At 68.2% G+C, this 26,207-nt stretch carries 22 protein-coding genes and 1 pseudogene; 12 read left to right on the plus strand and 11 right to left on the minus strand.

What is annotated here, in order from left to right; genetic code table 11:
- The first annotated feature begins 141 nt into the window (after positions 1 to 141).
- The gene (locus AB4879_RS18125) at positions 142 to 846 is read left to right on the plus strand and encodes a TetR/AcrR family transcriptional regulator (RefSeq protein WP_370508684.1); all 705 of its coding nucleotides are present in this window, start codon (positions 142 to 144) and stop codon (positions 844 to 846) included.
- Here AB4879_RS18125 and AB4879_RS18130 read toward each other — a convergent pair.
- From AB4879_RS18130 to AB4879_RS18155, 6 genes are all read right to left on the minus strand, one after another.
- The gene (locus tag AB4879_RS18130) at positions 833 to 1,393 is read right to left on the minus strand and encodes a pentapeptide repeat-containing protein (protein ID WP_036340605.1); all 561 of its coding nucleotides are present in this window, start codon (positions 1,391 to 1,393) and stop codon (positions 833 to 835) included. The two genes, AB4879_RS18125 and AB4879_RS18130, sit on opposite strands and share 14 nt — an antisense overlap.
- Positions 1,393 to 1,968 (minus strand): ATP/GTP-binding protein, encoded by a 576-nt coding sequence (locus AB4879_RS18135; RefSeq protein WP_102809325.1) that lies wholly within the window; start codon positions 1,966 to 1,968, stop codon positions 1,393 to 1,395. The genes AB4879_RS18130 and AB4879_RS18135 overlap by 1 nt, the downstream gene beginning before the upstream one ends.
- Positions 1,949 to 2,305: a DUF742 domain-containing protein gene (locus AB4879_RS18140; protein ID WP_370508685.1), complete on the minus strand. Its 357-nt coding sequence runs from the start codon at positions 2,303 to 2,305 to the stop codon at positions 1,949 to 1,951. Before AB4879_RS18140 ends, AB4879_RS18135 begins: the two co-directional genes overlap by 20 nt.
- Complete coding sequence (locus AB4879_RS18145; protein WP_102809323.1) at positions 2,302 to 2,715, minus strand: roadblock/LC7 domain-containing protein; 414 nt, start codon at positions 2,713 to 2,715, stop codon at positions 2,302 to 2,304. Before AB4879_RS18145 ends, AB4879_RS18140 begins: the two co-directional genes overlap by 4 nt.
- Positions 2,712 to 5,309 (minus strand): ATP-binding protein, encoded by a 2,598-nt coding sequence (locus AB4879_RS18150; protein WP_370508686.1) that lies wholly within the window; start codon positions 5,307 to 5,309, stop codon positions 2,712 to 2,714. Before AB4879_RS18150 ends, AB4879_RS18145 begins: the two co-directional genes overlap by 4 nt.
- Before the next feature lie 211 nt (positions 5,310 to 5,520).
- Entirely contained in the window at positions 5,521 to 6,126 is a 606-nt protein-coding gene (locus AB4879_RS18155) for a trans-aconitate 2-methyltransferase (protein ID WP_102809321.1), read from the minus strand.
- A 32-nt stretch (positions 6,127 to 6,158) separates the two neighbouring features.
- Between AB4879_RS18155 and AB4879_RS18160 the strand changes: the two genes are divergently transcribed.
- Positions 6,159 to 6,623 (plus strand): tRNA (cytidine(34)-2'-O)-methyltransferase, encoded by a 465-nt coding sequence (locus tag AB4879_RS18160; RefSeq protein ID WP_370508687.1) that lies wholly within the window; start codon positions 6,159 to 6,161, stop codon positions 6,621 to 6,623.
- 10 nt (positions 6,624 to 6,633) lie between these two features.
- On the opposite strand, the gene AB4879_RS18165 is transcribed toward AB4879_RS18160, so the two are convergent.
- Positions 6,634 to 7,275 carry a nitroreductase family protein gene (locus AB4879_RS18165; protein ID WP_036340623.1) on the minus strand — a complete coding sequence of 214 codons (642 nt, stop codon included), beginning with the start codon at positions 7,273 to 7,275 and terminating at the stop codon, positions 6,634 to 6,636.
- Positions 7,276 to 7,298: 23 nt separating this feature from the next.
- Between AB4879_RS18165 and AB4879_RS18170 the strand changes: the two genes are divergently transcribed.
- Both AB4879_RS18170 and AB4879_RS18175 read left to right on the plus strand, forming a co-directional pair.
- Complete coding sequence (locus AB4879_RS18170; RefSeq protein ID WP_370508688.1) at positions 7,299 to 7,709, plus strand: TIGR03667 family PPOX class F420-dependent oxidoreductase; 411 nt, start codon at positions 7,299 to 7,301, stop codon at positions 7,707 to 7,709.
- A 102-nt stretch (positions 7,710 to 7,811) separates the two neighbouring features.
- A pseudogene (locus tag AB4879_RS18175) lies at positions 7,812 to 9,094 on the plus strand (HNH endonuclease signature motif containing protein).
- On the opposite strand, the gene AB4879_RS18180 reads toward AB4879_RS18175, so the two are convergent.
- Positions 9,095 to 12,388, minus strand: coding sequence for an error-prone DNA polymerase (locus tag AB4879_RS18180; RefSeq protein WP_370508689.1), 3,294 nt, complete (start codon positions 12,386 to 12,388; stop codon positions 9,095 to 9,097).
- Positions 12,389 to 12,476: 88 nt separating this feature from the next.
- Between AB4879_RS18180 and helR the strand changes: the two genes are divergently transcribed.
- From helR to AB4879_RS18195, 3 genes are read left to right on the plus strand one after another with little or no spacing between them, the layout of a single operon-like run.
- Positions 12,477 to 14,675, plus strand: coding sequence for an RNA polymerase recycling motor ATPase HelR (helR, locus tag AB4879_RS18185; RefSeq protein WP_370508690.1), 2,199 nt, complete (start codon positions 12,477 to 12,479; stop codon positions 14,673 to 14,675).
- A gap of 57 nt (positions 14,676 to 14,732) precedes the next feature.
- On the plus strand, positions 14,733 to 15,425 hold the full coding sequence (locus AB4879_RS18190; RefSeq protein WP_370508691.1) for a DUF899 domain-containing protein: 693 nt from the start codon (positions 14,733 to 14,735) through the stop codon (positions 15,423 to 15,425).
- Entirely contained in the window at positions 15,422 to 16,138 is a 717-nt protein-coding gene (locus tag AB4879_RS18195; protein ID WP_370508692.1) for a VIT family protein, read from the plus strand. The genes AB4879_RS18190 and AB4879_RS18195 overlap by 4 nt, the downstream gene beginning before the upstream one ends.
- Positions 16,139 to 16,162: 24 nt before the next feature.
- On the opposite strand, the gene AB4879_RS18200 is transcribed toward AB4879_RS18195, so the two are convergent.
- Complete coding sequence (locus AB4879_RS18200; protein WP_370508693.1) at positions 16,163 to 17,032, minus strand: MaoC/PaaZ C-terminal domain-containing protein; 870 nt, start codon at positions 17,030 to 17,032, stop codon at positions 16,163 to 16,165.
- Positions 17,033 to 17,125: 93 nt separating this feature from the next.
- Between AB4879_RS18200 and AB4879_RS18205 the strand changes: the two genes are divergently transcribed.
- From AB4879_RS18205 to AB4879_RS18225, 5 genes are read left to right on the plus strand one after another with little or no spacing between them, the layout of a single operon-like run.
- Positions 17,126 to 17,833, plus strand: a complete 708-nt coding sequence (locus AB4879_RS18205; RefSeq protein ID WP_036340645.1) for a histidine phosphatase family protein — start codon at positions 17,126 to 17,128, stop codon at positions 17,831 to 17,833.
- Positions 17,834 to 17,843: 10 nt separating this feature from the next.
- Entirely contained in the window at positions 17,844 to 18,242 is a 399-nt protein-coding gene (locus AB4879_RS18210) for a thioesterase family protein (protein WP_233209472.1), read from the plus strand.
- 31 nt (positions 18,243 to 18,273) lie between these two features.
- Entirely contained in the window at positions 18,274 to 20,091 is a 1,818-nt protein-coding gene (locus AB4879_RS18215; RefSeq protein ID WP_370508694.1) for an SDR family oxidoreductase, read from the plus strand.
- 60 nt (positions 20,092 to 20,151) lie between these two features.
- Positions 20,152 to 22,764, plus strand: a complete 2,613-nt coding sequence (locus AB4879_RS18220; RefSeq protein ID WP_370508695.1) for a LuxR C-terminal-related transcriptional regulator — start codon at positions 20,152 to 20,154, stop codon at positions 22,762 to 22,764.
- Between the two features lie 25 nt (positions 22,765 to 22,789).
- A complete protein-coding gene (locus AB4879_RS18225) occupies positions 22,790 to 23,863 on the plus strand; it encodes a nucleoside hydrolase (RefSeq protein ID WP_370508696.1) in 1,074 nt (357 codons plus the stop codon).
- Here AB4879_RS18225 and AB4879_RS18230 read toward each other — a convergent pair.
- Both AB4879_RS18230 and AB4879_RS18235 read right to left on the minus strand, forming a co-directional pair.
- A complete protein-coding gene (locus tag AB4879_RS18230; protein ID WP_370508697.1) occupies positions 23,854 to 25,431 on the minus strand; it encodes a DNA polymerase Y family protein in 1,578 nt (525 codons plus the stop codon). The genes AB4879_RS18225 and AB4879_RS18230 overlap by 10 nt on opposite strands.
- 1 nt (position 25,432) lies before the next feature.
- On the minus strand, positions 25,433 to 26,119 hold the full coding sequence (locus AB4879_RS18235; protein ID WP_370508698.1) for a hypothetical protein: 687 nt from the start codon (positions 26,117 to 26,119) through the stop codon (positions 25,433 to 25,435).
- Positions 26,120 to 26,207: the final 88 nt, after the last annotated feature.

Consider the following 26,207-nt stretch of genomic DNA (forward strand, 5'->3'; position numbering starts at 1 on the left):
TGTCGCGAGCGGAGGGTCGCCAGCAGTTCTCATGGCCCCGGCCTTTCAGCGTGGACGACCGCGGCACGAGCGGCCGGGAGTACTGATCAGTACCGAGAGATAAGCTAACTATAAAAACGGATAGAGTCAATCCACTTATTTGTGGCGGTCGTTACACTCGGACACGTGAGACCCGATTCGGCCAAGGAGCGTCCGCTGCGCAAGGACGCGCAGCGCAACCGGCAGCGCATCATCGACGCGGCACGCGACCTTTTTGCGCAGAAGGGCATCGAGCCCAGCCTCAACGACGTCGCTCACCACGCCCGGGTGGGAGTCGGCACCGTGTACCGACGCTTTGCCACCAAGGAAGAACTGCTGGAAGCGATCTTCTCGGACGGGATCAATCAGCTGAGCACGTTTGCCGAATTGGCGGCGCGCCAGGAGGATTCGTGGCAGGGCTTCGCGTGGTTCGTCGAGCAGATGTGTCAGCTGACCGCAACCGACCGAGGTCTGCGGGAGATCGCCTTCAGCAAGAGCTGCGCCGGCGACCGGGTCAGCGCCGCCCAAGAGCGGCTGGTCCCGGCACTGAACAAACTGGTCGAGCGAGCACAGGCGGACGGTCACCTACGGCCGGAGATCGCCGCTCCGGACATGCCCGTCCTCGGGTTGCTCGCCGGAACCGTGAGTGAGTTCGCCGGCCCGGTCAACACCGAGCTGTGGCGCCGTTACGTCGCATTGTTCATCGACGGACTGCGCTGCCGCACCGGCCAGACCCGGCTGCCGGTGGAGGCACTCAGCGAAACCGAACTCGACCTCGCCATGCACACCTGGGAGCCGGCGGGCGCACCCGCGGTCACTCCCCGCTGACGTCGAGACCGTGCGCGGCGGAGAACGCCAGCGCCTGCGCGACGTCGATACGCGCGCCCCGGCACGCGGCGGTGGTCCACAGCGTGGGGTCGATGCGCGCGCCCCGCAGGTCGGCCTGCTCGAGTCGCAGCCCGTTGGTGCGCGCACCGGTCAGATCGGCGCCGCGCAACACGGCCTTCCGCAGATCGGCCTGCACCAGGCTCGCTTCTCGCAGCCGGCACCCGGACAGGTCAACTCCGCGAAGGTCGGCGCCGCCGAGCACCGCGAGGGTGAAATCGACTTCATCGCAGACGAGCGGGCGCAGGCGGCAGTTCTCGAAGGTCGATCCGAGCATGCTGCAGTTCCGGAAAGTGCTGTGCCACAGGGTGGTCCGCAGGAATCGACAGTTCCGGAATGCCGACCCCCGGTGCACCGATTCGGACAGGTTGGCGCCACCGAAATCGCATTCGGTGAACACCACCTGATCGGTCTGCAGGCCGGAGAGATCCTCGTCGCGAAAGTCGTGGCCGACGAATTCGCGATCGGTCCAGTGGTGCTCCGCCTCCACTAGTTCGACGCCAGGCTCGCCAGTGCGTACTCGCTGATCGCGATCAGCGCGTCGGTGGCCGATTTACGGTCCCTGGCGTCGACGGTGACCACCGGAGTGGTGTCGGGCAGCGTGAGCGCCCGCCGCACCTCGTCGGTGGGATATTGTGGCGCGCCGTCGAATTCGTTGACCGCGATCAGGAACGGCATCTTGCGGTGCTCGAAGAAGTCGACGGCGGCGAAACTGTCCTGCAGGCGGCGCACATCGACCAGGATGATCGCCCCGATGGCGCCGCGCACCAAGTCGTCCCACATGAACCAGAACCGGCGCTGGCCGGGAGTGCCGAACAGGTAGAGCACCAGATCCTGGTCGAGGGTGATGCGCCCGAAGTCCATCGCGACCGTCGTCGTCGACTTATCTGGTGTGGCGTCGAGCACATCCACCGCGGTGGACGCGTCGGTCACCATCGCTTCGGTGCGCAACGGCATGATCTCCGACACCGCCCCCACGAAAGTGGTCTTACCCGCACCGAACCCACCCGCGACGACGATCTTCGTCGAGGCGGATGATCGCCCCTCAGAGGGCTCGTAGGCCACGGAGGGTCCTTCCTATCAGGTCGCGGCGCTCGTCGGGTGTCGAGCGGTCGGTCAATGTCGTCAGTACCCGAAGATAGCCCGCCGTCACGAGGTCACCGACCAGGACGCGCGCGACACCGAGCGGAAGATCCAGCACGGCCGAGATCTCGGCCACCGAGGGGCTGTCGGCGCACAGGTCACAGATGCGCCCGCGGACATCCCCTGACGGCCAGTGCTGCTGCTTCGCCGACGGCACAGCCTGAATCGGCGCTTCGACCGGAAGCTCCACGGAGGTGTCGGTGCGCCCCGCGGTCAGCGTGTAGGGGCGTACCAGGTTCGCCTCGGCGTCACCGGTCACGACGGGTGGGTGGCCCGCCGCGACGATGAGACGACGGTGCCCACCCGTTCCACCAGAACCGCCATCTCGTAACCGATTTGGCCGATATCGCAGCTGGGCGCGGCCAGCGTGGCCAGGTGCGATCCGTCCCCGACCCGCATCACCAACAGGTAGCCGCCGGCCATCTCGACGACTGACTGCAGTACCTGACCTGCCTCGAAGAGCTGGGCGGCCCCCGCGGCCAGGCTGGCCAGCCCGGAGGTCACCGCGGCGAGCTGCTCGGCGCGATCACGAGGCAGTTGCTCGCTCGCCGCGATGAGCAGGCCGTCGACCGAGACGAGCACCGCGTGCGAGACTCCGTGCACGTCGCGGGCGAAGTTGGACACCAGCCAGTCGAGCGAATTGTTCTGCGGCCGCTGCGGCACGGTCATGAGTGGTCTTGTCCGTTCTCTGCGGAACCGGCCTGACGATCCGACCGCGCCGCGCGCACGCCGCCGAAGTGGCTGCTGAACGAGGCGCGGACCGCGTCGGGATCGCGTTGCGGGAGCGCGGGGGCCGGCGACTCGGCGGCGCCGGGCACCAGCCGGGCGCCGGGATCGCGGACCGGCAGGCCGTGTTCGGTGTGGTCCTGCACGGGTACGTTGTCCACCTCGGCGGCGGTCTCCCAGCCGTTGTCCCACACCGACTTCCAATCCTGGGGCACGGCAATGGTGTGCGGGTCGACCATCAGCTCGTTGAGCATCTTCTGGTAGATGAAATCGGTGTCGGTGTCCTCGAAATCGGGCGCAGACAGCCCTGCCGCCAGCACACCCATATCGCTGATGTCGAGGTGCTCGTCGCGCGTCTCCTCGGCGCGGGCACGAGCCGCGAAGAACCCTGAGGTGTCCGACGCATGCGCGTTCTCGGCAGCCGACTGCTCCGCCCCCGCGAACCACAGCGACGGCTGCGGCTCGGGCTCGGGCTCGGGCTGAGGCTGAGGCTTGGTCTGGGGCTGGGGCGGCGGCGCTCCGGTGATGCCGCTGGTGCCCGGGGATCGTCGCGGCAACCCACTCGGATCGACCGCGCCCGGCGCGGCCGTAGCCGGGGCCGGTGCATCGTGAATGTCTTGCCCGGCAGGCTTTTCGGAGGGGGCGTCATACCGCTGCTCGTCGGTGCCGACCGGCTCGCCGTGCTCCAGGAGTTTGGCCGGGATGTAGAGCTCGGCCGTCGTTCCCGACGACGGGTCCCCCTCGACGGCGTTGCGCAGCCGCACCTGCATGCCGTGCATGTGCGCCAGCCGCCCGACCACGAACAACCCCATGTGCCGGGTGTTGTCCGGGCTGACCTCGCCACCGGCGTGCAGGCGCATGTTGGCGATCCGCAGGTCGCTGTCCGTCATGCCGATGCCGTCGTCGTGCACCTCGATCACGACCCCGGCATTGTCTGCGTGCACCGCGGTGACCCGCACCGGCGAGATCGGCGGCGAATACCGCAGCGCGTTGTCGATCAGCTCGGCGAGCATGTGCACCGCGTCGGCGGAGACGCGCCCGATCAGGGCCGAGTCGGACACCTCGCCGATCTCCACCCGCTTGTAGTCCTCGACCTCGGAGACCGCGCCGTTGACCGCGCTGGCCAACGGCAACGACTCGCGGTGGTCGCGCGACACCTGCGCGCCGGCGAGCACCAGCAGGTTGGAGCCGATGCGACGCATCCTGGTCGCCAGATGGTCGAGCCGGAAGAGGTTGTCGAGCCGTTCGGGGTCTTTCTCGTTGCGTTCCAGCTGGTCGATGAGCGAGAGCTGCTGATCGACGAGCGTTCGGTTGCGCCGCGACATCGTTTCGAACATCTCGTTGATGACCAGCCGCAGCCGCGCCTCGTCGCCGGCCAGCAGCAGCGCCTGGGTGTGCAACTCGTCGACCGCGTGGGCGACCTGGCCGATCTCCTCGGTGGTGTAGACCGGCAGCGGCTCGGGTTCGCGTTCGTCGCCGGCCCGGACCCGGGCGATGCCCTGCTCCAGATCGGTGTGCGCGACGCGCAGGGCGCCGTCGCGCAGGATGCGCAGCGGTCGGACCAGGGACCGGGCGACCAGGAACACCACGACCAGCGCGACGATGAAGGCAGCCAGCGCCAGCAATCCGTCGCGGATGACGGCGTGACGGCGGTCGGCGGCAAGCCGCTGCACCGAGGTGGTGACCTCGTCGGTGGTGCTCGCGACGACCTTCTCCGCGATGGCGTCGGTGGCCTGCAACGATTGGCGCAGGTCGGCGTTACCCGCCAGCGTGGCGTCCGGGCTGGACATGATGCCCATCCGGCGAACCATCTCGTTCTGCAGCGTCTTGGCCTCGGGCGAGCCGACGCCGAGGACCTGGCTCATGCCGAACAACGTCGACGGCTCGGTGCCGGCCAGCGTGATCATCGACGTGCGCAGTTCCGGCTCGGGTAGGTCGCCGCCCTGCTCGACGAGCAGCTCCTGCATCAGCATCTGGCCGCGGGCGCCGATCGCGCGACTCAATCCCTGGGTCTGGACGCGCAGTTTTTCGTCGTCGAGGCGCACCGAGCCGTTGATGGCGTCTTCAGCGGTCAACAGGATCGGTGCGTAGGTGGTGATGCGGTCGCGCAGCCCAATCGTGTTCGCCGACACCGCCGCCACCAGTTGCTGGCCACCGATGAGCAGGTTGGTCACCCCGGTGCGGACGTCGGGAGCGACGTCGGTGGAATTGAGCTTGTTCTGCAGGGTGGCTTTGCTCTTGTCGAATGTGTTAGCTCTCGCCTGGGTGTCCCCGTTCGACGAGTAGGCCAGCAGCACTCCCTGCAGGGCGCCGACATAGCTTTCGATCACCGGAATCATCTGGGCGCGATCGGCGGCGACCTGCAGCTCCCGTGCCGATTCGACGCCGTCCCAGATGCGGGCTCCGGCGAAGGCGAGCGCGAGCGCGAGTGGAACAGCCACGATCGCAAACACTTTGCCGCGCACCGGCCAGTTGCGTAGCGACCACCGCGACGGCCGCTTCGGCGGCACAGCTGTCGGCTGTTGAATCTGATTCATCCGGAGACTTCCTGGTCATCGCTGCCCGTGTTGACCACAACGGAGCTGCGCATAACCCCTGGCAATTCGTTGAGTATGACAGCGATTGCCCAGCACTTCCAGAGTCGTTACTGAACAGAGAGATACCGGTGACGCCCACCCATTACGCCTATGGGGGTGTCGAGCAAATTGCGCTGCGGCACAACTGAGATCATCAACTCACACGAATTACCTACGCTGGTTTGAGCAGCGCGACGAGAAAGTCGGAGTCATCGGAAAAGGGCCGCACATCCCAGGTGGACAGCAGCAGATCGGGCGCGAGCCCGGCGTGAGCGGCGTCGTCGAGGAACTGGCTGTACTCATAGTCGCGCCCCGCGCCGAAACCGATCACCGCGCGGCCATCGGCCTTGAGGTGGGCGCGCAGCCGGCTCAGCACCTGCACGCGGGTGCTGGGCGCGACGAACGTCATGACGTTGCCTGCCGAGACGATGATGTCGAACGGTTCGGTGATACCGCGCGCAGGCAGGTCGAGTTCGGCGAGATCGCCGACCAGCCAGCGCGGGCCGGGATGGTCCTCTTCGGCCGCCTCGATCAGCGCCGGGTCGACGTCGACGCCGACAACGTCATGACCGACCGACGCCAGATATCCGCCCACCCGGCCGGGACCGCAGCCGGCGTCGAGAATGTGGGAGCCGCGCGCAGCCATCGCATCCACGAAGCGGGCCTCGCCGACCAGGTCGTCACCGGCGCGGGCCATCGCACGGAACCGCTCGATGTACCACCGCGAATGCCCGGGATCGGCCGCGACTTTCTGCATCCAGATACTGGTCTCGACCATGCCGCCATTATCCCCGTGTCCGGAGGGTGGCTGTGTTCAGGCTGATGTTCTACTCACCGCGGATCGCACCGAACACCGGTAACGCCATCCGCATGGTTGCCGCGACCGGATGCGAATTGCATCTGGTGGAGCCGTTGGGCTTCGACCTGTCCGAACCGAAGCTGCGCCGGGCCGGATTGGACTACCACGACCTGGCGTCGGTGACGGTGCACGCCAGCCTGGATCAGGCGTGGGCGGCGGTGGCCGGCGCGCGGGTGTTCGCGTTCACAGCGCACGCCACCCGGTCGTCGTTCGATATCGCCTACCAGCCGGGCGACGTGATGCTCTTCGGTCCGGAACCGACCGGTCTGGACGCCGCCACGCTGGCCGACCCGCACATCACCGAGCAGGTGCGGATCCCGATGCTGTCCGGGCGGCGGTCACTGAATCTGTCCAACGCTGCCGCGGTGATGGCCTATGAGGCGTGGCGGCAGCACGGCTTCGAAGGTGGGGTTTAGACCCGCCGGGTCACCAGGTGTCCCAATGGGTGAGCTGCTCGGCGGGCAGCCGCTTGGCGGGCTTGAAGTCGGTGCCCTTGGTGTAGGCGATCGGCCACAGGCCGCCCTGGGTGTAGCGATCGAACGGGATGCCGAGCAGCTCGGCGGCCTGCTTTTCGCCGTCCCCGATCAGGTGCAGCGTCGTGTACGCCGAGCCCAGCCCGCGCGACCGCAGGGCCAGCATGAAACTCCAGACGGCTGGAATGAGGGAACCCCAGTAGGACGCCTGCATGCCGGCGGGGGCGCCGTCGGGGCGGCCCTCCAGGCACGGGATCAGGAACACCGGAGCCTTCTCGAGGTTCTCGTTGAGGTATTTGGCCGAGCTGAGCACCGAGTCCATCTGCGCATCGCGCATGTCGCCGCGAACCGGGGCGGGCATGTCGAGGTAGGGCGTGCCGGTGGCCCGGTAGATATCGGCCAGCGCCTTCTTCTTGGCGGGATCCTCGACGAACAGGAATTGCCAGCCTTGGGCATTGGAACCCGTCGGCGCCTGCAGGGCCAGATCCAGACACTCCATCAGCACCTCGCGCGGCACGGGCTTGTCGAAGTCGAGCCGCTTGCGCACCGATCGGGTGGAAGTGAGGAGTTCATCAACGGTCAGATCGAGTGTCATGAGGCGAGACTACATTCGGCGATATGGCAACTGAACTGGATCAAGAGGTGCGCGATCGGCTTGTCGGCGACAACTTCGGCTGGTTGACAACAGTCGCCAAATCCGGCCAGCCGGTGCCCAAGCTGGTGTGGTTCTTCTTCGACGGCACCGACGTCATCATCTACACCGCGCCCGGCTCGGCCAAGGTGCGCCACATCGGCTCGCACCCGCGGGTCAGCCTGAATCTGGACTCCAGCGGCGACGGCGGCGGCATCATCGTCGTCGGCGGTCCCGCCACCATTGACAGCGAGGACGCCGACCCGCGTGACGACCCTGCGTTCTGGGCGAAATACGGTGCACTGTCCGATCAAGCCGGGTTGACCGACTCGATGGGTGGGTACAACCTGCGGCTGCGGATCAGCATCGACAAGGTGTGGACGACGCCGACGGAGTAGCGCTGAAGCCCAGCGGCGCAACGTTTTCCACAGATCTGACTTCATCCACAGGTCTGTTTTGGCCGTCAGTTTTTGTCGGTGGGCGGGCGTAGTGTTTCGAACATGAGTTCGATAGCCGAGGCGTTGGACGCCCTCGATGCCGCAGTCGAACTCGTGGGCGCCGCCGATATCGAAGAGTTGCCCGCCCCGGAACGCTTTGCGGCTCTGGAACGGCTCGAGACAGCGATTCGCCGCCAGGTCGCGGTGTCCCACGCCCAGCTGACGCACCTGGAGCGCTACGAGGGGTGCCCGCCGATCCCGATCGTGGTGGCCGATGTCTTGCGGATCAGCCGCGGCGCCGCCAAACGCCGACTGCGTGATGCCGAGCAGTTGAGCCGCGCACCGCGCTGACCGGTGAACCGTTGGCGCCACTGTTGCCGGAGACCGGGAAGGCCTGGGACGCCGGCCTCCTCGACGGTGAGCATGTGCGGGTGATTCAGAAGTTCTTCCGCGATCTGCCCGATCATGTCGGGCCGGTCGAGATCGAGAAGGCCGAACGTACCCTGGCCGAACACGCCCACACCATGCGTCCCGATCAGCTGGAGAAGATCGCCGACCGCCTCGCCACCCACCTCAACCCCGACGGCAGATTCTCCGACGAAGACCGGGCCCGCAAGCGCGGCTTCCAATGGTGTGGCGGTCAACGCCCCGACGGTATGAGCGTCGCGAAGCTGGTGGCTGATCCGGAACTGCGGGCGATGCTGGATGCATGGTTGGCGAAATTCGCCGCACCCGAACCCGACGACCTACGCAGCCACGCCCAACGCCAACACGACGCGCTCGCCGAATTGGTGCGCGGCCGCCTCGGCGACCCGAAACTCGGCCAGCACAACGGCCTTCCCGTCACCGTCATCGTCACGACCACGTTGCAGGAGTTGCAGGCCGGGGCCGGGCACGCCGTCACCGCGGGCGGCACCCTGCTCCCGATCACCGACCTGATCCAGATGGCCACCCCCGCCCACCACTACCTCGCCGTCTTCGACGGCGTCACCGGCCAATCACTCTGGCTCGGCCGGTCCAAGCGCTTGGCATCCGCGGACCAGCGCATCATGCTGTTGGCCAAGTACCGTGGTTGCACCGCACCCGGCTGCACCGTCAACGGCTACAACAGCCAGGTCCACCACGCCGCCAAGGACTGGAAACACGGCGGCGCCACCGACATCGACGACCTCACCCTGGCCTGTAAGTGTGACAACCTGCTCGTCGAAAACGACGGCTGGACCACCCGCCAAGTCGCCAACGGACATACCGAATGGATTCCGCCGCACGATGTTCCGCTCATCGGCGGCACCAACACCTATCACCACCCCGAGCGTCTGCTCCCCAAAAACGACGAAAAGGACTAGCTACCTGAAATCCCGGGAGCGCGAACTCACTTTCAACGCGATGCGGCCCATCCGCTCGGCCATCACGGTCACCGCCCCGGTGGCGTTCTGCACCTGCCCGCGGATCAGCAGCGCCGATGCGGTCTGGGCAAGCTTGCGATGCCGATTCCACACCCCCGGCGTGCACAGCACATTGACCATGCCGGTCTCGTCCTCGATGTTCATGAACGTCACGCCCTGGGCGGTGGCCGGCCGTTGCCGGTGTGTCACCGCACCGGCGATCAGCACCCGGCTGCCGTCCGGCACGTCCAACAGTCGGTCGGCAGTGACCACACCCATCGCGTCGAGGTCCTCGCGCAGGAACTGGGTGGGATAGCTGTCCGGTGAGATGCCGGTGGCCCACACATCGGAGGCGGCCAACTCCACCTCGGTCATACCGGGCAACGCCGGCACGTGTGATGACGAGCCGACGCCGGGCAGCCGGTCTGGCCGCTGAGACGCCGCCGCCCCGGCCGCCCACAGCCCCTCCCGCCGGGTGATCGCGAAACAGCCCAGCGCGCCGGCGGTGGCCAGCGCCTCGGTTTGTGGAACCGAAAGCTGGACCCGCCCAGTCAGATCCACCAGTGATGCGTAGGACCCACCGGCGTCACGCTCCTCGACGATCCGCTCAGCCAGCTCGTCACCGATATGCCGCACGGCGCCCAATCCCAGCCGCACCTCCATCCCGGAGTTCTCCAGTGTGGGATGCGCCAAGCTGGCATTGACATCGGGCCCGTGCACCGTCACCCCGTGCCTGCGGGCGTCGGCGACCAGCGACTGCGGCGAATAGAAACCCATCGGCTGGGCGCGCAGCAGCGCGGCGCAGAACGCCGCCGGGTGGTGCAGCTTGAACCACGAGGAGTAATACACCAGCGAGGCGAAGCTCAGCGAATGACTCTCCGGGAAACCGAAATTGGCGAAGGCTTCCAGCTTGTCGTAGATCCGGTCGGCGACCTCGCCGGTGATGCCGTGGCGCTGCGCCATCCCCGCATAAAACCGGTCCCGCAGCCGTCGCATCTTCTCGGTGGAACGTTTGGAACCCATGGCCCGGCGCAGCTGGTCGGCCTCGGCGGCCGAAAATCCCGCGCAATCCACCGCCAGCTGCATAAGCTGCTCCTGGAACAGCGGCACCCCCAACGTCTTTCGCAGCGCAGGTTCCATCGACGGGTGGTCGTAGGTGACCTCCTCGAGCCCGTTGCGCCGTTTGATGTAGGGGTGCACCGAGCCGCCCTGGATGGGCCCTGGACGGATCAGTGCCACCTCCACCACCAGGTCGTAGAACACCCGCGGCTTCAACCGCGGAAGGGTGGCCATCTGGGCGCGCGACTCCACCTGGAACACCCCGACGGAATCCGCCTTCTGCAGCATCTCGTACACCGCGGGTTCGGACAGATCCAGGCGAGCCAGGTCGACCTCGATGCCTTTGTGTTCGGCCACCAGATCGATGCAGTAGTGCAACGCCGAGAGCATACCGAGGCCCAGCATGTCGAACTTCACCAATCCGATTGCCGCGCAGTCATCTTTGTCCCACTGCAGCACGCTGCGATTCTCCATGCGCGCCCACTCCACCGGGCAGACGTCGGCGATCGGGCGGTCGCAGATCACCATGCCGCCGGAGTGGATACCCATGTGCCGGGGCAGGTTCTTGATCTGGACCGCCAGGTCGACCACCGGCTCGGGGATGCCCTCGAGATCGGCCGAGTCGGCCTCGGAGTGCCAGTGACTGATCTGCTTACTCCAGGCATCCTGCTGCCCCTGCGAAAAGCCGAGAGCACGGGCCATATCGCGCACCGCGCTCTTGCCCCGGTAGGTGATGACGTTGGCGACCTGCGCGGCATAGTCACGGCCGTAGCGGTCGTAGACGTACTGGATGGCCTTCTCCCGAAGATCCGATTCGATGTCGATGTCGATATCGGGTGGACCGTCACGGGCCGGGGACAGGAAGCGCTCGAAGAGCAGTTCGTTGGCGATCGGGTCGACGGCGGTGACGCCGAGCGCGTAACACACCGCGGAGTTGGCTGCCGATCCTCTTCCCTGACAGAGGATTTTGTTGTCCCGGCAGAATCGGGTGATGTCGTGGACCACCAGGAAGTACCCCGGGAACTTCAAGGCGGCAATGACCTCGAGTTCGCGTTCGAGCTGGGCGTAGGCCTCCGGCGCACCGGCGCGCGGTCCATAGCGCCGGGCGGCGCCGACCATCACCAGCTCGCGCAACCAGCTGTCTTCGGTGTGCCCGTCGGGAACATCGAACGGCGGCAGCTGCGGGGCGATCAGCGCCAGCCCGAAAGCGCACTGCTCGCCGAGATCGGCTGCAGCGCTGACGGCTTCGGGGCACTGGGAAAATAGCCGAGCCATCTCGTCACCGGACCGCAGGTGCGCGCCACCCAGCGGGGCCAGCCACCCGGCGGCCTCGTCCAGCGACTGGCGTGCCCGGATCGCCCCCATCGCCATGGCGAGCCTGCCGCGGCTCGGTTCGGCGAAGTGCGCCCCGGTGGTGGCGACGATCCCCACCCCGAACCGGGGACCCAGCGCGGCCAGCACGGCATTGCGCTCGTCGTCGAACGGATCACCGTGATGACTGAGTTCGATACTGACCCGGTCCCGGCCGAAGCGGTCCACCAGGTCGGCCATCGCGACGGCCGCCGCCTCCGGGCCACCTTGTGAAAGCGCCTGCCGGACATGACCTTTGCGACAACCGGTGAGAATGTGCCAATGTCCGCCTGCCGCCTCGGTGAGCGAGTCGTAGTCGTAGCGCGGTTTGCCCTTCTCGCCACCGGCCAGGTGCGCGGCAGACAACTGACGAGACAGCCGACGGTAGCCTTCCGGCCCGCGGGCCAGCACCAGCAGATGCGGACCCGGCGGGTCGGGCACCTCAGTGCGGGCGGTATTGCCCAGCGACAGTTCGGCACCGAAGACGGTGCGCATGTCGAGTTCCTTCGCGGCCTCGGCGAATCGCACCACGCCATAGAGACCGTCGTGGTCGGTCAGCGCGATGGCCCGCAGATCCAGGCGCGCAGCCTCCTCCACGAGTTCCTCGGGGGTGCTGGCCCCGTCGAGAAAGCTGTAGGCCGAATGCGCATGCAACTCGGCGTAGGGCACCGTCGAGCGCAGCGGGCGGTCGCCGATCGGTTCGTAGGGTTCCCGTCGACGTGACCACGCCGGACTGTCGCCACCGTCGGCGTGCGGTTCACCCAGGGACAGGCCGGGGCGGCGGGGCTTGCCGTTGAGCACCCGCTCCATCTCGCCCCAACTCGGCGGCCCGTTGAACCAACGCACCCGCCCAGCCTAATCGAACATGTGTTCTAAGTCTGAGCTGCCGGGAAAACTAGACGAAGATGGTTGTCGAACCAAAGAGATGAGGGGCATGACGACGCAGGCACACGACCATGAGCTGGAGTCGGAGCGCGACTACCTGGCCGATCTCTACGACCGGCTCGACGCCAGGCGCAGATGGGTCAAGGCCCAGTACCGCGCCGCACTCTCCGGCCCGATCGACATCCAGGACGGCGGCACCCTGGTTGCCCGCGATGCCGAGGTGCGGACCCTGGCGCAATCCGCGGCGCGGTTGGACATCGCCGACCAGGGGCTGTGTTTCGGACGACTGGACGCCATTACGGGCGAGCGTCTCTACGTCGGCCGAATCGGCATCTTCGACGAGGACAACGAGCTACTCCTGCTCGACTGGCGGGCGCCGGCCGCCCGCGCGTTCTACATCGCCACCGCCGCCAACCCCGAGGGCATGCGTCGGCGTCGCCAGTTCCACTCTCTCGGGCGGCGGCTGGTCGACTTCACCGACGAGGTCTTCGGCCGCCCCGACCCGAACGCCGGTGACGACAGCCCGTACAGCAGTGACGCGGCACTGCTCGCGGCCGTCAACGCGCCCCGCGGCCCGGGCATGCGCGACATCGTGGCGACCATCCAGGCCGAGCAGGACGAGATCATCCGGCTCGATCACCCGGGCGTGCTGGTGATCGAGGGCGGCCCCGGCACCGGCAAGACCGTGGTGGCTCTGCATCGGGTGGCGTACCTGCTCTACACCCAGCGGGCGCGGATCGAACGCCACGGGGTACTCGTCGTCGGGCCCAACCAGGCGTTCATGAATCACATCGGGCGCGTGCTGCCGTCGCTGGGCGAGTCGGAAGTGGTGTTCGCCACGGTCGGCGATCTCCTGCCCGGTTTGCACGTCACCGCCGAGGACACCCCGGATGTCGCCCGCATCAAGGGTTCTCGCGCGATGCTGGATGTCCTCGCGGCTGCGATCGCCGACCGCCAACGTGTGCCCGAGCAGCCGTTGGAGATCCCGCTGGGCGATGTCACGATGCAGATCGCCGCCGACACCGCGCAATGGGCCATCGACGAGGCGCGCGCAAGCCGACTGCCGCACAACGCGGCTCGTGCGGTGTTCCGCGACATCGTCACCTACGTACTGACCGAGCGCGGGATCGTCCGGATCGGTCGTGGTTGGCTGACCCGCGACAATCGCGACGCCTGGGAGAAGGTGCGCGCGGATCTGCTCGCCGACCTCGAAGACAACGAGCGGTTCCTGTCGGCCCTCGATCAACTCTGGCCGGTCCTCGAGCCGCATGAGCTGCTGGCCGAGCTGTATACCTCGCCGGAGCGGCTACGCGCCGCCGGCGCCGACCCGGCGCTACTGCGGGAAGTCGGTGACGCCTGGACAACCTCGGATGTGCCGCTGCTCGACGAATTGGTCGATCTGCTGGGCCGCGACAAGGCGGCCGACGATGCCGCCGCACAGGCGCTCAAGGAAGAAACCGACTACGCCAGAGGCGTTTTGGAGAACATGGTCGCCCACGAGGATCTGATGGACGACGAGGACCATCTGCTCGCGCAGGACCTGATCGACGCCGCTGGCCTGGCCGAACGCTTCACCGAGCGCGACTACCGGGATCTCGCCGAACGCGCGTCCGCCGACCGGGACTGGACCTACCGGCATGTGGTGGTCGATGAGGCCCAGGAGCTCTCCGAGATGGACTGGCGGGTGCTGATGCGGCGCTGCCCGAGCCGGTCGTTCACGGTGGTCGGCGATCTCGCGCAGCGCCGCTCGATGGCCGGTGCGACGTCGTGGGCGGACATGCTGGAGCCGTACGTGCCCGGCCGGTGGGTGTACCGGTCGCTGTCGGTGAACTACCGCACCCCCGCCGAGATCATGACCGTCGCCGCCGCGGTGTTGGCCGACTTCGCGCCGGACGTCCGGCCCCCGGAATCAGTACGCGCATGCGGTGTGCGCCCCTGGTCCCGGCAGGTCACCGCGGAGCAGATGCCGCGCGCCATCGACGAATTCGTGGCGGCGGAGGCCGATCACGACGGGACCAGCATCGTGATCGGACCGCCGGGCATGCCGGGTGTGGTCGCGCCGTCGGAAACCAAAGGCCTCGAGTTCGACGCGGTGCTGGTCGTCGAGCCGGAACTCATCCTCGCCGACGGTCCGCGCGGCGCGGCCGAGCTCTACGTCGCGCTCACCCGTGCCACCCAGCGGTTGGGTGTGCTGCATCAGCACCCGCTGCCGCCGGCGCTGGCCGGGCTTGTCGAACACAACCGATGACTTTCGGGGGCGGGGCGAGTCCATCCTTGTGACGGAACCCGACACAAAGGAGTCCCCATGTCCGCCCTGCCTCCGGTGGTCGATCAGCAGACCTGGCGCGCCGCACTCGACGAACTTCGCGCGCGCGAGAAGGCCGCCACCCGTGAACTCGACGCGATCGCCGCGCAACGCCGGCGGCTGCCCATGGTCGAGATGCCGAACTATGTCCTGACCGGACCCGACGGCCCCGTCGCGCTGGCCGAGGTGTTCGACGGACGTTCGCAATTGATCGTCTACAACCACATGTGGACCGACGGCGCGGACTGGCAGTGCCCGGGCTGCACCGGTTTCACCTCCCAGTTCACCCGCCTGGAATTCCTGGACAACTACGACGCCCGCTTCGTGATCGTCACCAACGGACCGATCGACGAAGCCCTGGCCTACAAGGCCAAGGTCGGCAACAGAATGGACTGGTACTCGTCGGCGGGCAGCACGTTCGGCGCCGACGTCGACGCAGCCCCCGGCGAGGGCTTCGGCGTCAACGTCTTCCTGCGCGACGGCCAGACCGTCTACCGCACCTGGCACACCAACGGTCGCGGCACCGAGCAACTCAGCCACTCGTTCGCCCTCATCGACCTGCTGCCGTGGGGTCGGCAGGAAGAGTGGCAGGACTCCCCGGCCGGCTGGCCGCAGCGCCCGACATACTCCGGTTGGGCCGGCTCTGAAGACATCGCGCGCGCCTACGGCGAAAGTCCTACGCTGCACAGGTGACCAGCCCGCAGCTTCATCCGTCCGAGCCGCACCACGACGCCTTCGGCAGTCGACTGAACTGGTTGCGCGCCGGGGTCCTCGGCGCCAACGACGGCATCGTCTCGACCGCCGGCATCGTGGTCGGCGTCGCCGCGGCAACTGTCGAGCGCGGCCCGATCTTCACCGCAGGCATCGCGGCCCTGGCAGCCGGCGCACTGTCGATGGCGGTCGGTGAATACGTGTCGGTCAGCACGCAGCGCGATTCCGAGAAAGCGATGCTGTCCAAGGAACGCAACGAACTGGACACCGAGCCCGCCGCCGAACTCGACGAGCTGGCCGCGCTCTACGAAGCCAAGGGCCTGTCCCCCGCCACCGCGCGCACGGTGGCCGAGGAGCTCACCGATCACGACGCGTTCGCCGCCCACGTCGACATCGAACTGCGTATCGATCCCGACGAACTGACCAACCCGTGGCAGGCCGCGTTCTCCTCGGCAGTGTCGTTCACGGTCGGCGCGGTCCTGCCCCTGCTGGCAATCCTGTTGCCACCGGCGTCGATTCGCGTGCCGATCACCTTCGTCGCCGTGCTGATCGCGCTGGGGGTCACCGGCTGGGTCAGCGCGCGCCTCGGCGGCGCCGATCCGCGGCGGGCGATCTACCGGGTGGTCATCGGGGGTGCGCTGGCGATGGCCGTCACGTTCGGCATCGGCCACCTCGTCGGCGGCGCGGTCGGCTGACCGTCGGCGCGACGGCGCCGCGAATCAGTCGACGTATTCGGCTGAGCCGTCGTCGAGCACGACTCGCGTGTTGGAACCGTCCGGGCCACTGGCTTCGGTGCGATACACCGCCCGGCCCGGCTCGGTGCGCCAGATCGAGGTCGTCAGCGTCTCTCCGGGGAAGACCGGCGAGGTGAATCGTGCGCTGACCGCGGTCAGCTTCGCCGCGTCGTTGCCTGCGAGTTCGGCCAGCAGCGCCCGGCCGGCGAACCCATACGTGCACAGCCCATGCAGGATCGGCCTGTCGAAGCCGGCCATCTCACGGGCGAACCAGGGGTCGCTGTGCAGCGGATTGCGGTCGCCGGAAAGCCGGTAGATCAACGCCTGGTCGCCGCGGGTCGGCATCGCGATGCGGGCGTCCGGTTCGCGGTCGGGGAATTCAGGGGCCTGTGGACGTTGCCCGGGCTGGCCGCCGAACCCGCCCTCACCGCGGATGACCGCGGTCGACAAGGTTTCGGCGATCAGCTCGCCGGTGGCCGGATCAGTGCCCTTGCCCCGCATCACGATGATGGCGTTCTTGCCCTCGCCCTTGTCCTGGATGTCGGCCACCTCGGAGACCACCGAGAGCTGACCGGAGGCGGGCAGCGGGGCGTGCAAGCGGATCTCCTGCGAGCCGTGCAGCAGCATGCCCCAGTTGAACGACCCGACCTTGGTGGCAGCTCCGAACGCCGGGCAGCAGATGACCGCGAACGTCGGCAAGACCTGCTGGGTGATGTCGTGGCTGTTGTCGGTGGTGAAGGCCAAATCATCGGTACCCGCACCGACGCCGAGTGCATAGAGCATCGCGTCGCGATCGGTCCACTGGTAGGGCTGAGGGTCGGTGACCGCTCCGATTGCCGTGGGGTCGATGGCCATTGCCGCACTCCTGAGGTCGTGGATGGAGAAACTCCATAGTCGCACTGGCCAGAATCGCGCCCACCACAGCGTTCGACAAGGCACGCTAGGAGCATGCATCTTCCGCGCGCCCGGACCCTCGTCTCGCTGATCGCTGCATTCCTGGCGGCCGTCCTCCTCGCCAGCTGCAGTTCCGATACGCCGCACGATCGCACGATCACCCTGACGTTCATCCGGCACGCCGAGTCGGAAGCCAACGCGGCCGGGGTCATCGACACGTCCGTGCCAGGACCATCGCTGACAGAAGCGGGCGAGCAGCAGGCGACCGCAACGGCCAACCGGCTGAAGAGCAATGGGTACGACGGCGTCTACGCCTCGGACATGGTGCGCACCCAGCAGACCGCGGCGCCGATGGCCAAGGCCCTGGGCAAGCAGGTCACCGTGCTGCCGGGCCTCAACGAAATCTCGGCCGGGTGGTTCGACGGCCGCAGCGTGAAGAACGCCGCCGCGACGTACATGGTCGCCCCGGCCGACTGGCTGCGCGGGGATACCGACTTCAGCATCCCCGGTTCGGTCAGCGGCGCCGAGTTCAACGGCAAGTTCACCGGGGCGGTGCAACGCATCTACGAGAGCGGCAACAACAAGCCCGTCGCGTTTTCCAGCGCCGCCTCAATCATGTTGTGGACGTTGATGAATGCGCGTAACGCCAAGGACAGCCTGGCGACCGATCATCCGCTGCCGAACACCGGCCGGGTGGTGGTGACCGGCAATCCGGTGATCGGCTGGACGCTGGTGGACTGGGACGGGATCACCTCGTTCTGAGATGACGCAGATGAGCTTCGGCATGCCGCTGCGCGTGCGGTACGTCGAATGCGACATGCAGGGCCGGGTTTTCAACGGCCACTATCTGACCTGGTTCGACATGGCCATCAACGAGGCCGTCCGCGACATCTTCGGCGACTACCAGGTGCTGCTCGACGGGGGCATCGACTTCGTGGTGGCCGCGGCCGAGTTGCAGTTCCGCCAGCCTGCGCGGTTCGACGACGACCTGGTGGTCGGCGTCGGCTTCGAACCCGTCGGCCGGACCTCGCTGAGCAGCCGCTTCGCCATCCGCCGCGGTGAGGAGCTGATCGCCGAGGCGACGATGATCCACGTCTGCGTCGACGCGGTGACGTTCGAGAAGCGGCCGTGGCCGGACTGGTTCCGGGAGCGGATGTCCTCAGCCTGTTGACCGCGGCGTGATCGGCGATCAATGATGACCCATGCGCTATGTCGTTACCGGCGGTACCGGGTTCATCGGACGTCGGGTCGTAGCCCGGCTGCTCGACAGTCACGATGACGCACAGGTGTGGACGTCGACCGACGACCGGCCGGAGCGAGCCGACCATGTCATCAACTGCCGGATTGCCGACACTGAGTCGGCCGTGGCGCTCGCCCGCGAACTCGGCGCGACGCTGCATCACCTGTCCTCGGTCGCGGTGGCCGGCGACTTCCGGGGCGAGTTCACCGAGGACGATTTCGACGTCGGCCAGCAGCTGCCCACCCGCCGTCACCGGGCGGCATTCGAGGCGGAGCAGCGGGTACGTTCCTCGAATACTCCGTTCCGCATCTACCGAGCGGGGGTGGTCGTCGGCGACTCACGCACCGGCGAAACCGACCGGATCAGCGGGCCGTATCACCTCTTCGGGCTGCTGGCTCGACTGGCCGCACTGCCGTCGTTCACGCCGATACTTCTGCCGGACCTCGGTCGGATCAACGTCGTCCCGGTCGACTATGTCGTCGCCGCGATGGTGGAACTCATCCATGCCGAGGGCCGCGACGGGCAGACGTTCCACCTGACCGCCGCCGAGTCGGTGAGCCTGCGCCAGATCTACCGGAGCGTGGCCCGCGGCGCCGGACTGCCGCCATTGCGCGGCGGCCTGCCCCGCCAGATGGCCCAGCCGCTGCTTGCCGCGCGCGGACGGGCGAAAGTGTTGCGGGACATGGCGGCAACGCAACTCGGGGTGCCGCCCGAGGCCATCGACACTCTGCAGACCACCGCCGTGTTCGGTTCGGACGCCACCCGAAAGGCATTGCTCCCCAGCGGGATCGAGCCGCCGGCGTTCTCCGCCTACGCCCCGGTGTTGTGGCGGTACTGGGCCCAGCACCTCGACCCCGAGCGCAGCGGCTCCGATCCCGGGACACCGCTGGCCGGCAGACACGTGATCATCACCGGCGCGTCCAGTGGCATCGGCCGCGCCTCTGCCGTGGCGGTGGCGGCCCGCGGTGCCACCGTGTTCGCGTTGGCGCGCAACGGTGAAGCGCTGCACGCGTTGGTCGACGAGATCACCGCCGACGGCGGGCGGGCGTTCGCCTTCAGCTGCGATGTCACCGACACCGAATCGGTCAACACGACGATCGCCGAGATACTCGGCCAGTTCGGCCACGTCGACTATCTGGTGAACAACGCGGGCCGCTCGATCCGCCGATCGGTGACCGCCTCGACCGACCGGCTGCACGACTACGAACGGGTGATGGCGGTCAACTATTTCGGCGCGGTGCGAATGGTGCTGGCGCTGCTGCCGCACTGGCAGGCGCGCCGGTTCGGCCACGTGGTCAACGTGTCCAGCGCCGGCGTGCAGGCCCGAAACCCCAAGTACAGCTCGTACCTGCCGACCAAAGCGGCGCTCGATGCTTTCACCGACGTGGTGGCCTCGGAAACGTTGTCGGACAACATCACCTTCACCACGATCCACATGCCGCTGGTGAAGACGCCGATGATCGCGCCGTCGGGCCGGCTGAACCCGGTGCCGCCGATCAGCGCCGAACACGCGGCCGCGATGGTGGTCCGCGCACTGGTGGACAAGCCGGTCCGGATCGACACCCCGCTGGGGACGCTGGCCGACGCCGGCCAGTATTTCACCCCGAAACTGGCCCGCCGGGTCCTGCACCAGCTCTATCTGGGCTACCCCGACTCGCCCGCCGCCCGTGGCGAGGGTCGGCGCCCGGCTGCCCACGGTCCGCGCCTGCCGGTGATCCGGCTTCGCGCACCGCGCCCGGTCAAACAAGTCGTGCGCCTGGTACCCGGCGTGCATTGGTGAACTCAGTCAGTTCATAGCGACAATCCAACGGCGGACCCGGTGGGCACTTAGGCTGACCGCATGGGGACGGGCTGGCAGCTATTGGAGCGGCCGGCCAAGCACGAGGTCATCAGGGCCGCGCTGGCAGACAGCGAAGCTTCCGGGGTGGTGATCACCGGCGCGGCCGGGGTCGGCAAGACGACGTTGGCCCGGTCGGTCACCTCCGCCCTGCCGGGCCGCGCCCGATGGGCCGCCTGCACCGCATCGTCGAGCAGCATCCCGCTGGGCGCGTTCGCGCAGTGGGTCACGCCCACCGAAGCGCGGGATCCGATCGAGCTGCTGGTCTCGGCACGCCAGTCCCTGCTGGCCGACGGTCCCACGGTGATCGGTGTGGACGACGCGCACCTACTCGACCAGCTGTCGGCCACGCTGCTGCACCAGATCGCCGTCGAACGCACCGGGTCGATCGTCGCGACGGTCCGCAGCGGGGAAGCCGTCCCCGATTCGGTGATGACGCTGTGGAAAGACGGCTACCTGCACCGCATCGACCTGGAGCCGTTCAGCCGGGAGGAGTGCATCGCCCTGGTCGAGTCGGTGCTCGGCGGCACCCTGGAGGAGCTCAGCGCCAACGTCATCTGGTCACAGTCGGGCGGCAACCCGCTGTTCCTGCGGCACATGGTGGAGGCGGCGCTGGAGGCCGGCACCCTGAGCGAGGTCAAGGGCGTCTGGCAGCTGCGCGGGGCGACGACGGTGTCGTCCGGTCTCGCGACCCTGTTGGAAAGCCGCTTCGACCATGCCGACCCCGATGCGGTGACCGCGCTACGACTGCTGTCGCTGTGCGAGCCGCTGGACCTCGACGCCCTGGTGGAACTGGCCGGGGAGCAGGCGATCGACGCCGCCGAAAAGGCCCAGCTGATCCGGATCGACCGGGACGGCCCGACGCTGGCCGCACGCATCAGCCATCCGCTCTACGGAGATGTCATCCGGCGGCAGATCGGAACGGCATCGGCGCGGATACTGCGCGGCCGGATCGTCACCGTGCTCAACCGGCGGAAGCCGACATCGGTGGCCGGGCGGATCAGGCTCGCGGAGCTCTATCTGGACAGCGACCAGACCGCCGACACCGGGCTGTTGGTCGCCGCGGCCAAGGACGCTGTGTCGCTGGCCAACGCACCGCTGGGAGAACGGTTGGCCCGCACCGCATTCGAACGCGAAGGCGGGATGCGACCGGCGCACCTGCTGTCACGGGCGCTGATGTGGCAGGGCCGGCCGGCCGAGGCCGACGAGATCTTGGCCCGGTTCGACCCCGACGACCTCGACGAGGGTCAGCTGCTGCTGTGGGGCGTTCCGCGGGCCTCGATCGTGTTCTGGTCACTCGGTGAGGTCGCGCGCGCCTACGAGGTGATGGAGTTGCTGCGGAGCCGGGTCACCCATCCGGTCCTGCGGCCGATGGTCGACGCGGCCGACGCCGCGTTCACGATCTTCGAGAACAAGCTGCCCGAAGGTCTGGCCAAAGCCGAGGCGGTGTTGTCCGATCCGGTGGCTCCCGAACAGGCGGTCGAGACCGCCGCCTTCGCGGCCGGGATGGCGATGCCGCTGGCCGGACGCGGCGATGAGTTCACCGCGATCATGGCGCGCTGCTTCGACACCCAGAAGTCGACCGATGGTCTGATCCGGATGCTCGCCCGATATGGCGAGGTGCTGGCGCTGGTGCACACCGGCGAACTCGACAAAGCCGAAACACAGGCCGCGAACTACGCCGAGTTCTCCTCGTCAGGAGAGTTTCTCGGCTGGGCGATCGCCAAGACGATGTCCGGTTTGGTGGCGACCTACCGGGGCCGGTTCGCCGACGCGATTCCGACGCTCGAGCAGGCGATGGCGGCGTTCAACGCGGAGAACTCGCTGCCGTGGCGGTTGCCCGGCCGGCTGTTGCTGGCCCGCGCCTATGCCGGCCTGGGCAGCGCCGATGACGCCGAGCGGGTGCTGGCCGAGGCCGCCGAGCACGTCGGCCCCTCGGTCGCACTGTTCGACCCTCAGGTGATGGTCACCAAGGCGTGGATCGCCGCGGCCCGGGGCGGGGGGCGGCGCGCCGTCGAACTGGCCCGCGCGGCCGCCGACGCCGCACACCGCAGCGGGCAGCTCGCCGTGGAGGCCGAGGCATTGCACGACGCGGCCCGTTTCGGCGACCGCAGGCTCGCGAATCGGCTGCAGTCGCTGGTGGCGGGTGTCGATGGTCCACTGCCGCAGCTGTATGCCCGTCACGCCGCGGCGGTGGCGGACTCCGACGGCGACGCGCTGGACGCGGTGAGCGTCGAGTTCGAACGCGCCGGACTGCTGCTGTCGGCCGCCGACGCCGCCGCGCTGGCGGCCGCGAGCCATAAGCAGCGCCATGACCGCCGCAGGGAGATCGAATCTGTAACGCGGGCAATGCGTTTGGTCGCCCTGTGCGGTGGCGCCTCATCACCCGCGATTCGGGCCGCGGCGCGGCCGCTGCCGGTGACCGCGCGTGAACTCGAGGTCGCCGAGTTGGTTGCGGCCGGGCTGTCGAACCGCGAAATCGCCAAGCGGCTGTCAGTTTCGGTGCGCACCGTGGAGGGACACGTGTACCGGGCATGCCTGAAACTCGGTGTGTCCGATCGTGATGGGCTGGCCGCCATCATCCGACCACGCGGTACGCGCGATCCGCTGAGTTGATGCCCGGGCAGGTATCGTTACCGCGGTGAGCGTCGGGGATGACCAGCCTACGGCCCTGCCTGTTTTCGCCGATGTGGACACCGGCGTCGACGACGCGATGGCACTGGTGTACCTGCTGGCAAGCGCCGATGCCGACCTCGTCGGGATCGCCTCCACCGGTGGCAATGTCGACGTGGATCAGGTGTGCCGCAACAACCTCGGGTTACTCGAGCTGTGCGGAGCACCCGAGATCCCGGTGTCCCGGGGCGCGGACCAACCGCTGAGCACCGAGCTGCGCACCGCCGAGGACACTCATGGCCCAGCCGGGTTGGGCTATGCCGAATTGCCCCCGCATCAACGCGAACTCACCAGCTATGACTCGGCCGAAGCCTGGGTCCGCGCCGCCCACGCCCTACCCGGGGAGCTCATCGGTCTGGTCACCGGGCCGATGACCAACCTCGCACTGGCGGTACGTGATGAACCGAACCTTCCGTCGCTGTTGCGCCGGCTGGTGATCATGGGCGGGTCGTTCGACTACCGCGGCAACACCACGCCGGTTGCCGAGTGGAACATCAGCGTCGACCCGGAGGCCGCGGCCGAGGTGTTCGATGCCTGGGGGCGGGCCGCGGATGCCAATACGATTGCCCCGCATCAGCTTCCGATCGTGTGCGGGTTGAACCTGACCGAGAACATCGCGCTGACACCGAAGATCCTGAGCCGCCTTGCCGCCGCGGCGGACACCGCCACCACCGCGATGAGCGTGCTTGACGCGCGGGGCACCCGGTCGACGGCCGAGAACCACGTGATCCGCGCGCTCGAGGATGCGATGCGGTTCTATTTCGAGTTCCACTTCGACCAGGGCGAGGGCTATCTGGCGCATCTGCACGACCCACTGGCGGCGGCGGTGGCACTCGATCCCGGGCTGATCCAAACCCGCGCGACGACCGTGGATGTAGAGCTCACCGGAACGCTGACCCGCGGCATGACGATCGCGGACTGGAGCCGGCGGTGGGGCAGGGAACCCAACGCGCACGTCGGCGTCGGGGTCGATCCCGAGGCGTTCTTCGACCGGTTCATCGAGCGGGTGGGCCCGTTCGCGCGCCGGCTGACTCATTCGTAGACGCCCTCCAGATACCACCGGCGCTGCCGGTAACACAGCAGCAGCGCGACACCGGGTTGGCCGTCCACCAGCACCTGAGCGCGTGCCGTGCGGCCGGCCCTGGACTGGTGGCTGTTGTCCCACCACCGTTCGTCCACCGACCACGGCCCGGTCCACCAGCTCAGTGCACCCTGGTAGTGGTGGCCCGCACCGTCCAATCGCGCGGGCTCGGCCGTGAACATCCCGCGGCCGGTGACCCGGACCGGATTGCCCTGGGCATCAAGCAATTCCACCGGATCATCCAGGATCACCACCGGCGCGGGCTCGGGGAGCCGGCCGGGCCACGGCCGGTCGGGGGCGGCCCTGGGCACCAGCTCGTCACCGAGCGGGGTCAACGTGATGCGCTCGGCGGGACCACGGCCACCGGACAACACCGGGAGTTGAACGGCTTCCTGCCCCAGTAAGCCCTGCACCCGCACCAGCGCCCGGCGTGCCCGCAGCCGATCCTCTTCTCCAACGCCGCCCCACAGCGGCAACTGAAGCGCTTCCGCGGAAACAACTTCCACCGGCTGCAGCCGCAGCATCGTCACCGGCGAGTTCGGGCGATCGTCGGGTCTGCGCTTGTTGAGCCAGCCGTCGAGCTGCCAGCGCACCCGATCGGCGGTGGCATCCTCGGTCAGCGGCTCGGCGCAGCGCCATACCCGGGTCAGCTCACCGCCATTCGCCGTGACGGCATGGATGGCCAGCCTGGTGCATCCCACACCGGCCGCCTCCAGGCTGCGATGCAGGGCGCCGGCCAGCGTTCGCCCGGCGAATGCCGCTGCGTCAACCCGGTCGACCGGCGGGTCGCAATTCAGTACCGCATCCAGGTCGGCAGCCGGCTCACGGCCGGACGGCCCGCGTACCGGTTCTCCGCGGGCGAAGCGGTGCGCGGCCACCCCGTCGGCCCCGAACCGGGAAGCGACATCGCTGCGCGACAATTCCGCGAACTGACCGAGGTTGCGAATACCCATGCGCCACAACAGGTCAGCCAGTTCCTCCCGGCCGGGACCGGACAGGCTGGGCTCGCCGGACAGCTGACGGATGGACAGCGCCGAGAGGAATCTGGCATCCCCGCCGGGCTCGAGCACCCTACCTGCGCGGGCCGCGAAGACCGCCGTCGGAAGCTGATCGGCGATCCCCACCTGACATTCGGCACCGGCCGCGGCAACGGCGTCGACCAAGCGCTCGGCGGCAGCGGGTTCGGAGCCGAAGTAGCGGGCCGCGCCGCGAACTCCCAACACCAGCAGTCCCGGCCGCAGCACCTCGGCGCGGGGTACCACCTCGTCGACCGCCGCCGTCACCCCTTCGAAGTAGCGGGCGTCGCGGGCCGGGTCGGCGGTGACCACGTGCAGCTGCGGGCAGCGGGCTTGCGCCTCGCGCCGGCGCAAGGTGCGACGCACCCCGGCGGCGCGGGCGGCGGCCGAGCAGGCGATGACCCGGTTGGCCAGGGTGACCGCGACCGGGGCCGTCGCCGGCAGTCCGGCCGCCGCGGCCGCGGCGACCGCCGGCCAATCCATGCACCAGATCGCCAGCACCCGGCCGGTCATGTCAGCTCACCCTGGACCGGGCGGCGCGACCGTGCGCCCTGACCGACAGCCGTACCCGACTGATACGGCCACAGCCTGACACCGGGGCATCGCCACGACCCGCGGTGATCTCATAACCGCGCACCCGCGCGTCAAGACGCATCGTCGCGCCTTGCCAGTCCCCCCGGGCAACCAGCAGGGTGCAACCTTTCTGGCGCGCCCGGGCCACCACCGCCCGCGCCCGGGTGGCGGTCACCGTCCGGCCGGCCAGCCCGAGCACAACCAGATCCATCCCGTCCATCAACACCGCGGCCACCTCGACGGGGTCGGTGCCGGGGTCCGGGATCATCGCCAGCCTGCTCAGATCCGCACCCATCTCCACCGCGGCCAGCAGACCGAAATCCGGCAGTCCGACGACGGCCACATGTCCCCCGCCTGCCGTGACCGCCGCTGCCATACTCACCGGAAGCGAGAGCGCTCCCGACGCCACTGCGACAGCGCCGCGCGGCAACCCCGCCGGCAGCTGTTCGGCCAGCGATTCGGGGACCGGCAGCAAACTTTCAGAGGTAGGAATGACCTCATCCGCCACATCCGTAACAGGTCGGGTGACGCCCACCTTCCCGGATACCGCCGCCATCTTGCGTCGCAGTTGTTCTAGCTGCTCAGCACGGTTGAGCTGACGTTTATCCAGGGCAATCGCCGCCGTCATCGGCCACCTCCAACCGCAATCCCGATTCACTGTGTTCGAATGTATGTTCGATAGTCCGAGTAAACACCTACCCACCGACAGCGTCAAG

It is taken from the genome of Mycobacterium sp. SA01 (assembly GCF_041287105.1).
Classification (GTDB): domain Bacteria; phylum Actinomycetota; class Actinomycetes; order Mycobacteriales; family Mycobacteriaceae; genus Mycobacterium.